The sequence below is a fragment of the Mesobacillus sp. QJM3NY_10 genome (genome assembly GCF_056173465.1).
Map to the genome: position 1 here is coordinate 3,202,351 of NZ_CM149675.1, position 12,744 is coordinate 3,215,094.

Genomic DNA, 12,744 nt, shown 5'->3' on the forward strand with positions numbered 1-12,744 from the left:
GGTGAATGGTAAAATAGAGAAAATGAATGAGACGGAGGGTTCAGCTTGAGAAAGGCATTCCGCGTGTTGTTTTCTTTCTTGCTTGTCCTGGCCTCGCTGGGAGTTTATATATCCAATAAAGTCATGTTCCTGAAAAAGAAAGAGGATGATGAAATCTTCAACCGGGAAAAAGATGCTGGCCACCTGGTTCCAGATGAATATGATGCACTGCCAAAAAGGGAAGTGAGCATTCCCTCATCGCTTGGGTATCCACTGAAAGCAGTCCTTGTCGAACCGCACAAGACAAATCGGTATATCATCATTGCTCATGGGGTTACCCAGAGCAAGACCAATTCGGTAAAATATATGAACCTATTCTTGAACCGGGGTTTTAATGCTGTAATCTACGACCATCGGCGCCACGGTGAATCTGGTGGAAAAACTACAAGCTATGGGTACTATGAGAAGTTCGACCTTAAATCGGTGGTGAATTGGCTAAGAGAAGAAATAGGTCCGGATTTACTTCTTGGAATCCACGGGGAGTCAATGGGAGCGGCTACCTTGCTTCTTTATGCTGGCATGATTGAAGACGGAGCTGACTTCTATGTCGCTGATTGCCCGTTCTCCGACTTCAGCGAACAGCTTGCTTACCGCATCAAGGAAGAGGTTAAGTTTTTGCCGCCAAAACTATTGCTGCCAGTCGCCAGTATGTTCGTCCGCATTCGTGATAAATATTCTTTGAGTCAGGTATCTCCGATTGCAGTTATCGAAAATATTAAAAACCCGATCCTTTTCATCCATAGCCGCAAGGACGACTTCATTTTACCATCGATGACTGAAGCTTTGTTCGAACAAAAAAAAGGAGCAAAAAAATTATTCATGGCCGAAAATGGCCTCCACGCCCAATCCTACAGCGAAAACCGGGAACAATATGAAAAGGTGCTCGATGAATTTCTTGAGGAATACGGATTCTCCCAGCAAGGGAATGCAGTTGACGATACTGTTGTTGTTGATCAGTAACGATATGTCACCAATAGACTATTGGTGACTGTTTTTATGATTCTATCGGACACTTTTTTTCTTTCCGGGCTTCGGATTGTCCATTAGAGCCCTTCTATCGGACATTTTTCTCTTTTACGGGTTCCGGTTTGTCCTATAGAGATGCTGTCACTATTCCATTTAGGCTCAATAAAAAAGAAGATTGGCTCATCCCCTGAGCCAATCCTCTTTACTGTTTTTCTCCCTGGCGATCCATTTCTTTGCCTGCGGCGTCCAGTGCCCTGACTTCTTTGTAATCGCCTATTGCGTAATAATAGCGTTCGTTTTCTTTTTCAAAGATTTCTATTTTGGTAAACTTGCCATCTGGTCCTGCAGCTTCAATGGTTTTGATATCAGGATTCACGACTTTCCCAAAAATCACGGGAATCTTCGTATCCAATGTTCCGTCTTCTTTAAAGGTTGTGAAAGTGTCGGCATACAGGATCATGAAATCATTTTTATAATAAGTCCAGTGGTTATGCCCCGCATTTTCCCAGCCTTCTTTTTCGCTGCCTTTGATATAGGCTGCTGCCAGAGCTTCGAATGTGTTTGAGCCTTCTTTTTGCTCTGTTGTGTAAAAGATGAGCCATCCATCCTCCGCCTTTTCCTTGTGGACGATTTGTTTGATGTTGAACGGAATATCGTTTTGGATTGCTTCTCCCGCAGTCTTATAGGCGCACGCTGACAGCACAAGCATGCACAAAATCAATATGGCTGACCTCCACAATTTTCCCATCTTTCTCCCCTGCCTTCGCGTCAAACTTCTATGTATTTCTACACCCCTCTCTCTTATTTAACCTTTTTTTCAATTTTTTGTAAACTTATAACTTCCTTTTATCATGGAAGCTCATTCTTGGATTCAGATATTCGTTCGGGCTCTTTAATTGGAAGCACCCTGCTGTATCCTTATAGTCAATCGTCATTTCTTCAGCAAAAAAGACTTCCTTGGCTTTTTCCATATAGATTGGAATCCCGCCTGTCTCTATCTTGTTTTCTTCCTCATAATGTTCGCTTTCAAACCAAAGGGCAGCTACCCCACTTACTGCACAGCCGCATCCATCTATATCATATTTCAATTTTACATACCCTTGCTTTCCCGAAACTTTTTCTTGCAGTTTGTTTAAAGCTGCTTCGGTGATTTTTATTTTCATGACTTCACTCCCTTTCCGATTTTTTATTTTATCATACGAAGATCATTATTTCGTTTTATAGCCATTGGAAAATTTCAAAATAGTCTTGCAATTTTCTCGTTTAGCTTTTACTATCAAAGATAATTGTGACATTTGAAAGGGGTGCTTATTTTGTCAAAAGTAACGATAAAGGTGAATGATAATGGTTCATTAAGGATTTCCGGCGATGTTGAGCTGCTGGATGGTGCCGGCAATAAATATGAAACGAAGCCTGCTTTTTCGCTTTGCCGTTGCGGCATGAGCAAAAACATGCCGTTCTGTGATGCTTCCCATAAAGGGAAATTCGAATCAGTGGTGCGCGCACCGCAAGCTGATGAAACGGAATAATTTTTTGAGGGCAATGGGCAATCCATTGCTCTTTTTTTGAGGATTTTTCCAGCGATCTTTTTTACGCAGGGTGGCTGGGATTTTTCCAGTGAATCAACTACCATTCATCCGCAAGCCTGACATCAGCAATATGTGAAATCCCGATACGATGGATTTCTTCGAATCTGTCGACAATATGGAGCTTCTGCCCAAGTTCATTCCAATAATGGATTTTCCCGATCACCAATTCATATTTTCTTTGCCTGAAATAGGTGATGCTGAGCGGGCGGTTATACTCCATCGCTTCGAGAATCGTCTCATTCAACTGCTCAAGCTGCTGTTCATCCAGTTGCTTTTCCTTTTCATATTCGTCCTCCTGTGCCCAGTCTCGCAGCATCTTGACATGCTCAGGAAGCATCATTGACGTCCATTTAATTCTTCCTCGGTCGCGAATCATCTTGCTCTCCTCCTTTTATCAACCCTTATGCCCGCCAACAAGTGCGGCGCGATGCCTTGCTGTTCCGGCTGCCGTATACGATACCGCCCTTAAGAGCGCTGACGAGCCGTAGCGGCTGCGAATCCGGTCCATTGCGTAGCCAAGCTCTTTCTTTTTCCAGCCGTTTTTTTCAAATAGATTCAATTGGAATTCGCTGTCGGTGACGAGATTCCCTAGTGAAATTGAAATGCTTCGCACCGTCTTTCCCGTGTAGTTTTCGGCAAAAAGCTCGAGGCAGACACGATACAGGTCCATCGTGATATTTGTTGGCTCCTCAATTGTCCTTGAGCGGTGGAAGCCTCCGCCGAATTCATCCTGGCTGTAGCCGATCCCGAAGCTGATGGTCCGGCCTGCTTTCCCATGGCTTCTTGCCCTGCGCGCGACTTCCTCGCTCATTTCGAGGATGACATGCTTGATTTCCTCTTCTTCCTTGTAATCGCGAAGCAGAATCTGGCTCTTCCCAAAGCTGACCTGCCCTTCCATGATCGGAGCACCGATATCCGAAAAATCGATTCCCCATGCATGCCAGTATAGCTGATTGCCCATAATGCCGAATTTTTTCTCCAGTTTCTCAAGGTCATAGCGGGCCAGCTGGCCGACGGTAAAAATCCCCATGCTGTTCAGTGTTTTCTCGACGCGTCGGCCGATTCCCCACATTTCCCTGAGCGGCGAGACGTTCCATAGCTTCGTCTGGACATCGTCATAGGTCCATTCAGCAATGCCCTTCTTTTTGGCATCAAGGTCAAGGCAGAGCTTCGACATCAGCATGTTCGGCCCAATTCCAATCGCGCATGGAAGTTGGAACTCGCGCTCAATATCATCTTTGATTTTTTTAGCGATTGAAGCAGCGTCACCCCAAAGCTTCGAAGCTCCGTCCACCTTTATAAAGCTTTCGTCGACACTGTAGGTATGGATTGCTTCCTTTGGAACGTAGCGATTGAATACACGGGAGATTTCCGTGGAGATTCGCAGGTATGTTGACATTTGCGGATCAACGACTATAATTCGCGGATCATCAGGAATTTCAAATTTTCTTGACCCAGTTTTGATGCCGAATTCTTTTTTCAAACGGGGTGAAGCTGCGAGGACGACACTCCCGGGACGATCCAGATTCCCGACGACAGCCAGATAACAGTCAAGCGGATCAAGGCCAAGCATCACGGCGGCACAGCTTGCATAAAAGCTCTTCATATCCACACATAAAATTTTATTTTGCGGCATTTCGCTGTAATCGACCATGTTTCCTTTCTCCTTTCCGCATGAGTATCAACTGATAATAAGAACATCTGTTCCGTTTCATTATACCCACTATATTAAGCGAATATGCGTTCGGTTTCAATGGTAATTTTCCGGGTGACTGACTTAATTAAGGTGTAAATGGTGAGTCATGCCAGGACTGGAGATTTTTATGGATGGGTGTTTTCAAGAAGAATTCCAAGTATAATCAAGAGTGGAGAGGTGCTTTTTTATGGATATAAAACTCATTCGCAAAATGGTCCAGAAATGCTTCGTGCAGTACCGGCATGATGATTCACTGCCATTCGGCGAGGCGGAGTTCGAAGAGATATATGAAAAGATTGTGGAACTGAAAAGTGATGAGCCTGAGGCGGATTTGCACGACATCATCAATGATGCGGTTTATGAATTTTTAGCTACATAGGTAAAGGCTGCCCTACAGGACAGCCTTTTGATTATTTTAATCTGATATTTGCTTCGCCTTTGATTGTTGCGGGATAATCATTCAACTTCAGGGTAATCGGTCCGGGTGCTGCCCCTTCTCCGAAGTAAGGAATCAAGATTTCAACCAATCCTGATTCGCCGCTCCATCTAATTGCTGATGAACCATCACCGATTTCTTTTCCATTCTGATCAACAGCCTGGTCAAATGAAACATGGTTAGGCCCTTCTTTTGAATTTCTTTCGAAAGCGAACAGCAACTGATTCTCCTCCCTGCCCATCTTCAGCAATCCCCCATTACTAGGAGCCTTCAGCACTTCCATCTCCTTGGGATCGACAATGATTTCCAGCTCTTTTTTATCAAGTGCACGCAGAGTATTGAAGCGGAGATAAAGCTCCTCTGGTTTTTTAAAAAAGTTACTTTGCAGGAAAAATTCCTTTGTAAACTCATCCATATGGCGGGCAGTAGTTCCATTATTGATAGCGGCCCATTCTTCGCCAGTTTTATCGACGAGCCTCAAATCGTTGAAAGCGAAGATTTGCTTAGAATTTTCCTTATCAAAATGGACTGTCACTCCTATTCTCGTTGGATAAATCGACACTTTCTCTACAGTAACCTTCTGCCCTTCAATTTCGACTGTTTCATTGACATCAATGATTTCCTTTTTATCCTTGAAAGCATCCTTGTCAACCGAGAATGGAAGCACCCATGTGTCAGCGAACTTATGCACAGGCTCGCCCTCTTCCGTTCTGCCCTCACTAAGCTCCATGTTCAGTTTAAGATTTTCAGGGCGGTTATTGCCATAGAATTCAAAGGTAGCTTGAAGTATCTTATCTTTATCCTGAGGATTGATTGACCACCCGTCATAAGAAAATGCTATTTCTTCGATACCTTTTCCCTCGTGATCGGTCAGCCAAAATTTATCAATCGAAACTTCTTTATGCTCCCCGGAAGTTTCCACCTTGTAAAACAGCACCATCATTTGTTCATCGACAATCGCCGAGTCCAGAGTAATCTTGATGCCGTCATGTTCATCAGATACTCCGATTTTCTGAGCGAAATCATTTTCAACGGCTGCAGTCAGCCCTTTATCATACCGGACAAGATCCACAATCTTCTCCAACCCCGGAATCGAAGTGACATACGAAGCAAATGTCTCCGAGGTCCTCAGCAACGCGGTAAAAGCAAAGATCAGGATTGCCGCTGATGCGAATGTCTTTATGAAGAAAAGGTTTTTCTTCCGCTTCCTTTTCCCTTTACTGATCCCGGCAGCAATCGCCTGATCCAGCTGGAGTTCAGGAACTTCGATATTCTCCAGTGCCGCCTGAGCCTTTGTCAGCTTATTTTCCTCGGCATTAAGCATAGCCCAATCCCCCCTTATCTTCGAGCTGTCCGCGAAGCTCTTTCAGCCCTTTGTTTAGCCAGGTCTTCACGGTACCTTCAGGGCATTCCAGTATCTCGGCAATTTCTTTAATTTTAAAATCATGCACGTATTTCAGTTCGATGACCTGCCTCGTTTTGGAATCAAGCTTGTCAATGACTTCCTCGACCTCAAGCCAGCTGGACTGGTGCTCAGCTCCCATCAGGCTGATGAGATTATCGCTGACGAGAATTTTCTTCCTCTTCTTTAATTCATCATTGCAGTAGTTTATCAGGATCCTTGTCAGCCAAGTCGTAAAATACTGCGGCTCCTTCATCTTTCGGATCGACCGAAACGCCCTGTAGGTAACCTCCTGCAGCGCTTCGACTGCATCCTCGCTATTTTTCAGATAGCTGAGGGCAATCCGGTATAGGCGTACTTTATGAAGTTGCATCAATTCGTAAAAAGCCGCTTCATCGCCTTTCTTAGCTCTCTGTACGAGTTCTTGAAGCTCCAAAATTTCTCCCCCTGACTTTGTATCTATCTATTAGACCTTAAAGCTGGAAAAAAGTTTTACTAAATTGAAAAAAACCGCCAAAAATTTACAAGGCGGTCTACGAAGGTATTCTCAGGATGTTTCTAGAGTAGATACTAAAAAATTGAATTTAATTCTAAAGGTTATTTCTGATTAAAAACTCTTTTGCCAAAAAGTTCGAATGTGCGAGGAAACAGTGTATAGATAATGCTTCCTGGACTCATCCAGCGAGGCAGATTGATTTCACGTGTTCTCGTCATCATGCGATTGACTACTTGTTCTGCCACGTATTCAGGCTGCAGCATAAAACGTTTTACATTTTTCACATAAGTTCCCTGTTTATCTGCGACCTCAAAAAAGTTGGTAGCGATTGGACCGGGATTGACTGAGGTGACTAGGATATTGTCATCAGCAACCTCCAACCGCAGGCTGTTCGTGTACCCAAGCACCGCATGCTTTGTTGCTGAATATACACTTGATTTCGGCGTGGCAATCTTGCCTGCCTGGGAAGCAATGTTGATGATGTGGCCGCTTCTTCTCTGCTTCATAGCAGGCAGTACCATCGAGGTGCATGCCATCAAGCCGACGACATTGACATCGAACATCGTTTTGATATCTTCAATTTTCGCTTCATGTGCATAATCAAAAATACCAAAGCCGGCATTGTTGACCAATATATCAACGTAGCGGATGTCAGTAAGCACTTCTGAGAAAACCCGCTTGATTGCTTCAGGGTCAGACACATCCAGCTGCTGGGCATGGACATTGATGGCATACTTTGATTGTAATTCCTTTTTTAAACTCTCAAGTTTATCGATACTCCGGGCCAGAATGACAAGGTTCGCGCCGCGTGCCGCACAAAGCTTGGCAATCTCGACTCCGATTCCCCCAGAGGCACCGGTAATAATAATATTTTTCCCTTTTAAGGATGGCATCGTCTTTCACCTCATTTTGCTGTATAAACGAAGGATGTTCCTTCTTCCCTGACCGACACTGCGTCAAGGGAATACAAATAATCCAGTTGTCCGACTGTTTCCGAGATGGTTAAGTTCAATTCACGCTCATAGACTGTCGGGAAGAGCATTTTACAAACCTCAAATACGGTCAGTTCCCTGCCCTCAAGCATTCCCCTTACCTGCATGGCCCGATCATGCTGACGTGCAAGCCTTTTTTCAATCAGGCTTTGCAATTCTGTTATCTCCGTTCCATGTCCGGTGTATACTAGTCCAACCGGGTACTGCTGCAGTTTTTTAAGTGACGAGTTATATTGAACCAATGGCTTCGGCCTGTCAGTTTCGCCTGGAAGCGGCGGCTCAAGTAATGGATTGGGCGAGATCCCAGCAAGAATAGTATCTCCGGCAATCATTGTACCGTCTTTTTCACGCAATAGCACGATATGGCTCTGGGCATGTCCCGGTGTCTCGATCACTCTCCACCCTGGCAGTGCCGGCGGAATAACATTTTCCAGAATAGTACCAGTCAATGAGCGATTACAAGAAAATACTAATGTCTTCTTCATTACTTTCATCGATGGCACAAAATATTGCTCTGGTATTGCTAGTTGTAAAAAGAATTTCTCATAAAATTCTTTATGCTCCTTCTCGAATTCCGGAGTTCTGTTGATCCACCTTTCATTCAGGTGATGGCCATATACGTCAAGACCTGGTGAAAAGTAGTCCAGCATTCCCACGTGATCAGGATGATCATGGGTCAGGATCACCTGCTCAATGTCCTCCGGCTTCAGGTTTAAATCGGCCAGCTGCGCTTTGAACGACTCCCAGGACTCCTCTGTTTTCGTTCCGGCATCAACAAGCGTCAAGCTGTCTCCTTTAATCAAATAGGCATTCACATCACCGACCGGGAAAGGCGTCGGCAAAGTCAGTTTAGCAATTCCATCTTTCCATTCAGCCATATTATCTATACACCCCAAAACATTATTTTTCTATAAGATAAACGGATTGTTAATTCTAGAAATCATTCAACTTTATAGTCCCTGGTATTTTTTCAATATAAAATTAAGTTTACCTTTAAAGCGGGCAAATGTCATTATTTTCACATTGTATTATCAGAAAAAACTAAAAATTTATCGATTTCCTCTTGACATAAGGGTTGTCTTTCTTGCATAATCACTATTAAAATTTCGTAAACTTTTTAAAAGCATTTGAGCAAGGCGAGTAGACAGGAATGGTGTCAGAGAGTGGAGTCCACCGGCTGAAAGGCTCCGCCACCCTCTTCATGTTGAACCCTACCTTGCGAGCTGCCAGGCAAACCTGGACGTATACCGGCGTTAACGGATGTTGAGCTGCACTTTTTTCGGCACTGGCTGAAGAAGTGAATGAAGGTGGTACCACGGAAGCATGGCCTTTCGTCCTTTTATGGATGAAGGGCCTTTTTGTTTTTCCGTTGACAATCGCGTAGCCAAGTACGCAATACAAATTTTATGGAGGCGAAGTTGATGAAGAAGCTTGTTTTTGTTGGCGCAGGGTCAATGGCAGAAGCGATGATTTCCGGTATAGAGGCAAGCGGGCTTCTTCCGGGAGAGCAAATTTGGGTGACAAATAAACAGGAAACTGCCAGATTGAAATCTCTGGAACAGAGATATGGAATCAATACGACATATGATTCAGGAATGCTTTTTAAAGACGCGGATGCAGTTGTCCTGGCGATGAAACCAAGAGATGCAGCATCTGCGATCGAGGAGATCAAATCTTATTTACCTGAAGGAACGCTTGTCATTTCCGTCCTCGCTGGGGTTTCGATTGAGACAATTGAGTCAGCAGCAGGAAAATCGCTGGCAGTGGCAAGGGCAATGCCAAATACCTCGGCTGCGATTGGCAAATCAGCAACTGCCCTAGCAGTCAACTCCCTGGTGAATGAAGCGCAAAAAACGCTAGTGCAGGAGCTTTTTAACACGATCGGCCTGACAACAAACGTTGAAGAATATCAGCTTGACGCAGTCACAGGCCTATCAGGAAGCGGACCAGCCTATATTTATTACCTTGTCGAAGCGATGGAGAAAAGCGCCGCTGAAATCGGTCTTGAAAAGCAAACCGCGAAACAGCTGATTATCCAGACGCTCCTGGGTGCAGCGGAAATGCTGTCGAAGTCGGATAAGGAGCCTGCCCAGCTCCGCTTTGAGGTGACCAGCCCGGGCGGGACGACTGAAGCAGGCATCAGCATTCTTGAGCAGCATGGCGTCCAAACTGCTTTCGTGTCCTGCATAAAAGAAGCCACAGCCCAATCAAAAAGGCTTGGCCAACTGCTTGGAAATGAACTTGCAGCCGCAAATCGCCCACTCTAAAATTGCATTTTGGCCTTAGGTTTCTCTACAATGGAGAAAAACAGCAGGGACGTGTGCAAGGTGCTAATCATTTTACTTTCTTTAACTTTGGTCATCTGGATTGCAGCGACGATTGACGCTTTGATTGGTTTCAGGAAATTGGACTCCCTCGAAACGGCAGAGGCTGCTGGCCAGGAACCACTCATCAGCGTGATTGTAGCCGCCAGAAATGAGGAAGAACATATCTTACAAAGCATTCGCACCCAGCTGAACCAAACCTACAAAAATACCGAGTGGATCCTTGTTAATGACCGATCCGAGGATGGGACCGGTAAAGTGATGGAGAGCTTAAAAAGGTTGGATTCAAGAATCAAAGTGATTCATATCGATAGCTTGCCAGAAGGCTGGCTCGGCAAGAACCATGCTCTCCATAAAGGCTACCAGCTCGCGTCAGGCAACCTGATCTTATTTACAGACGCTGATGTTTTGTATCATCCCGAGACTTTTTCAAAAGCGGTGGGCTATTTTCAGAAACACAGCCTTGATCATTTGACCGCGGCTCCTAACCTTAGTGCAAAGCCATTCTGGCTGAAGGCCTTCGTTGCGTTCTTCTTGTTTGGCTTTTCCTATTATAAAAGACCGTGGCTCAGCAATAATCCGCGTTCGAAGACTGGGGTCGGCATTGGTGCATTTAATATGGTCACCAGGTCGGCCTATGAAAAAGTTGGCACTCATGAATATATAAAGATGCGCCCTGATGATGATTTGCAGTTGGGAATGCTGGTAAAGCGCATGGGTCTCAAACAGCGGATGGTTACAGCGATGACGCTCATTGAAGTGGAATGGTACCAAAGCTTGAGTGATGCTTTAGCTGGCCTTGAGAAAAACACCTTCGCCGGCCTTCACTATCGGATCAGCATGGTGCTATTTTCGGTGTTCGGTGTCTTTGTGTCCCAGGTCGTGCCATTCTTCACTATATTTTCAAATAATTTTTCAGTAGCAATTCTGAGTGCTGTTAATCTCGTATTCCTGGCTTTTCTTTATGTGATGGTCACAAAGAAAATGACCCGCTTTTCACCATGGCTGTTCCTGGTTCTGCCCTTCACGGCCCTTCTGTTCATCTTCTCCATACTGAGAGCCAGCTACCTGACTTTCAAAAGAGGCGGCATCATCTGGCGCGGAACGAAGTATACACTTGCGGAATTAAGAAAAAACACGTTGCGGTGAGTACAATTTTTCCTTTCCACAGAAAGCCCTGTTATACTTGAATTATATTTTGGTAAACGAAATAAAAGGAGGCTTCTGGATTGGAAAAGAAACTATTTTCCCCTTATAAAGTTAAAGATCTTACACTAAAAAACAGGATCGTCATGGCTCCGATGTGTATGTACTCATGCGAAAATGAAGATGGGTTTGTCACGGACTTTCATATGACACACTATGTAAGCCGGGCTGTCGGGCAAGTGGGATTGGTCATTCTCGAGGCAACTTCGGTTACTCCGCAAGGACGAATCTCCCATCAGGACCTGGGAATCTGGAGCGATGAGCATGTACCCGGCCTGACAAAATTGACTCAACAAATCAAGCAAAGCGGTGCCGCAGCTGGAATCCAGCTGGCACATGCCGGCCGGAAAGCAGCGTTGCGTGATGAAATCATCGCCCCTTCTGCTATTGCTTTTGATGAAAAGTATAAAGAACCAAAGGCTATGACGGTTGAAGAAATCAAGGAAACCGTCGAGGCGTTCAGGCTGGCTGCAGAAAGATCAAAGCGTGCAGGCTTCGATGTGATCGAAATTCACGCTGCACATGGATATTTGATCAATCAGTTCCTCTCCCCTCTTACGAATAAACGTGAGGACGAATACGGCGGCACTGCCGAGAAGCGCTTCCGCTTCCTCCGTGAAGTGCTTGAAGAGGTAAAAACAGTGTGGGATGGACCTCTGTTTGTCCGGGTTTCTGCATATGACTACCATGAAGAGGGTTTGACTGTCGATGATTATGTAACGATTGGCGCATCGCTAAAAGAACTGGGAGTTGACTTGATTGATGTCAGCTCAGGTGCGGTCGTACCAGCAAGAATCCATGCATATCCAGGCTACCAGGTTAAATTTGCTGAAAAAATCAAGCATGAAGCCGATGTGGCGACTGGCGCGGTTGGATTGATCACGACAGGAATCCAGGCAGAAGAAATCCTGCAGAATGATCGCGCCGATCTAATTTTCATCGCCCGCGAACTGCTGCGAGATCCATACTGGCCAAGGACAGCAGCTAAGGAGCTTGGAACAAGCATCGAATCTCCAAAGCAATATGAACGAGGATGGATATTTTAAGCAAAAACAATCATTATTGGTAAAGAGGCTTTTCCAAAGTATAGCTTTGGAAGGCCTCTTTTTGCTTTGTACCCTTTTAACCATATTTAATATGCATGACGGACACTTTTTTGCGATTTTCATGAATTTCTGTCCGTCATAGCCTTGATGACGGACACTTTCTTGTGCTTTTCATGAATTTCTGTCCTTCATGACTTTGATGACGGACACTTTCTTGCGTTTTTCATGAATTTCTGTCCGTCATAGCCTTGATGACGGACACTTCCTTGTGCTTTTCATGAATTTCTGTCCGTCATGACCTTGATGACGGACACTTCCTTGCGTTTTTCATGAATTTCTGTCCGTCATGGCCTTGATGACGGACACTTTCTTGCGTTTTTTATGAATTTTTGTCCGTCATAGCCTTGATGACGGACACTTTCTTGCGTTTTTCATGAATTTCTGTCCGTCATGACCTTGATGACGGACACTTCCTTGCGCTTTTCATGAATTTCTGTCCGTTATGGCCTTGATGACGGACACTTCCTTGCGTTCTTCATGTGTTTCTGTCCG

At 44.8% G+C, this 12,744-nt stretch carries 14 protein-coding genes; 6 read left to right on the top strand and 8 right to left on the bottom strand.

All coding sequences use genetic code 11. The features are described from left to right. Positions 1 to 45: 45 nt before the first annotated feature. Positions 46 to 999: an alpha/beta hydrolase gene (locus AC0VX7_RS16185; RefSeq protein WP_475425037.1), complete on the top strand. Its 954-nt coding sequence runs from the start codon at positions 46 to 48 to the stop codon at positions 997 to 999. A gap of 208 nt (positions 1,000 to 1,207) precedes the next feature. Here the strand turns inward: AC0VX7_RS16185 and AC0VX7_RS16190 are convergent, their stop codons facing one another. Both AC0VX7_RS16190 and AC0VX7_RS16195 read right to left on the bottom strand, forming a co-directional pair. Continuing rightward, entirely contained in the window at positions 1,208 to 1,753 is a 546-nt protein-coding gene (locus AC0VX7_RS16190; protein WP_475425038.1) for a hypothetical protein, read from the bottom strand. A gap of 85 nt (positions 1,754 to 1,838) precedes the next feature. Then, a complete protein-coding gene (locus AC0VX7_RS16195; protein WP_215034851.1) occupies positions 1,839 to 2,168 on the bottom strand; it encodes an iron-sulfur cluster biosynthesis family protein in 330 nt (109 codons plus the stop codon). Between the two features lie 141 nt (positions 2,169 to 2,309). Between AC0VX7_RS16195 and AC0VX7_RS16200 the strand changes: the two genes are divergently transcribed. After that, positions 2,310 to 2,534: a CDGSH iron-sulfur domain-containing protein gene (locus AC0VX7_RS16200; RefSeq protein WP_404809850.1), complete on the top strand. Its 225-nt coding sequence runs from the start codon at positions 2,310 to 2,312 to the stop codon at positions 2,532 to 2,534. A 97-nt stretch (positions 2,535 to 2,631) separates the two neighbouring features. Here the strand turns inward: AC0VX7_RS16200 and AC0VX7_RS16205 are convergent, their stop codons facing one another. Together AC0VX7_RS16205 and AC0VX7_RS16210 are read right to left on the bottom strand one after the other, a co-directional pair. Continuing rightward, positions 2,632 to 2,970 carry a YolD-like family protein gene (locus AC0VX7_RS16205; RefSeq protein WP_215034849.1) on the bottom strand — a complete coding sequence of 113 codons (339 nt, stop codon included), beginning with the start codon at positions 2,968 to 2,970 and terminating at the stop codon, positions 2,632 to 2,634. Positions 2,971 to 2,988: 18 nt separating this feature from the next. Beyond that, on the bottom strand, positions 2,989 to 4,248 hold the full coding sequence (locus AC0VX7_RS16210; RefSeq protein WP_475425039.1) for a Y-family DNA polymerase: 1,260 nt from the start codon (positions 4,246 to 4,248) through the stop codon (positions 2,989 to 2,991). Between the two features lie 229 nt (positions 4,249 to 4,477). On the opposite strand from AC0VX7_RS16210, the gene AC0VX7_RS16215 reads away from it, so the two are divergent. Continuing rightward, on the top strand, positions 4,478 to 4,669 hold the full coding sequence (locus AC0VX7_RS16215) for a YqzH family protein (protein WP_475425040.1): 192 nt from the start codon (positions 4,478 to 4,480) through the stop codon (positions 4,667 to 4,669). A 31-nt stretch (positions 4,670 to 4,700) separates the two neighbouring features. Here AC0VX7_RS16215 and AC0VX7_RS16220 read toward each other — a convergent pair whose 3' ends face one another. From AC0VX7_RS16220 to AC0VX7_RS16235, 4 genes are all read right to left on the bottom strand, one after another. After that, positions 4,701 to 6,050 carry a DUF4179 domain-containing protein gene (locus tag AC0VX7_RS16220; RefSeq protein ID WP_475425041.1) on the bottom strand — a complete coding sequence of 450 codons (1,350 nt, stop codon included), beginning with the start codon at positions 6,048 to 6,050 and terminating at the stop codon, positions 4,701 to 4,703. After that, on the bottom strand, positions 6,043 to 6,564 hold the full coding sequence (locus tag AC0VX7_RS16225) for a sigma-70 family RNA polymerase sigma factor (protein ID WP_475425042.1): 522 nt from the start codon (positions 6,562 to 6,564) through the stop codon (positions 6,043 to 6,045). The genes AC0VX7_RS16220 and AC0VX7_RS16225 overlap by 8 nt, the downstream gene beginning before the upstream one ends. Before the next feature lie 161 nt (positions 6,565 to 6,725). Further along, positions 6,726 to 7,517, bottom strand: a complete 792-nt coding sequence (locus tag AC0VX7_RS16230) for an SDR family NAD(P)-dependent oxidoreductase (protein ID WP_475425043.1) — start codon at positions 7,515 to 7,517, stop codon at positions 6,726 to 6,728. Between the two features lie 11 nt (positions 7,518 to 7,528). Beyond that, positions 7,529 to 8,494 (bottom strand): MBL fold metallo-hydrolase, encoded by a 966-nt coding sequence (locus AC0VX7_RS16235; RefSeq protein WP_215034837.1) that lies wholly within the window; start codon positions 8,492 to 8,494, stop codon positions 7,529 to 7,531. Between the two features lie 543 nt (positions 8,495 to 9,037). Between AC0VX7_RS16235 and proC the strand changes: the two genes are divergently transcribed. From proC to namA, 3 genes are all read left to right on the top strand, one after another. Beyond that, complete coding sequence (proC, locus tag AC0VX7_RS16240) at positions 9,038 to 9,883, top strand: pyrroline-5-carboxylate reductase (protein ID WP_475425044.1); 846 nt, start codon at positions 9,038 to 9,040, stop codon at positions 9,881 to 9,883. A gap of 30 nt (positions 9,884 to 9,913) precedes the next feature. Then, positions 9,914 to 11,089, top strand: coding sequence for a glycosyltransferase family 2 protein (locus AC0VX7_RS16245; RefSeq protein WP_475425045.1), 1,176 nt, complete (start codon positions 9,914 to 9,916; stop codon positions 11,087 to 11,089). A gap of 80 nt (positions 11,090 to 11,169) precedes the next feature. After that, the gene (gene namA / locus AC0VX7_RS16250; RefSeq protein ID WP_475425046.1) at positions 11,170 to 12,192 is read left to right on the top strand and encodes an NADPH dehydrogenase NamA; all 1,023 of its coding nucleotides are present in this window, start codon (positions 11,170 to 11,172) and stop codon (positions 12,190 to 12,192) included. Positions 12,193 to 12,744 lie beyond the last annotated feature (552 nt).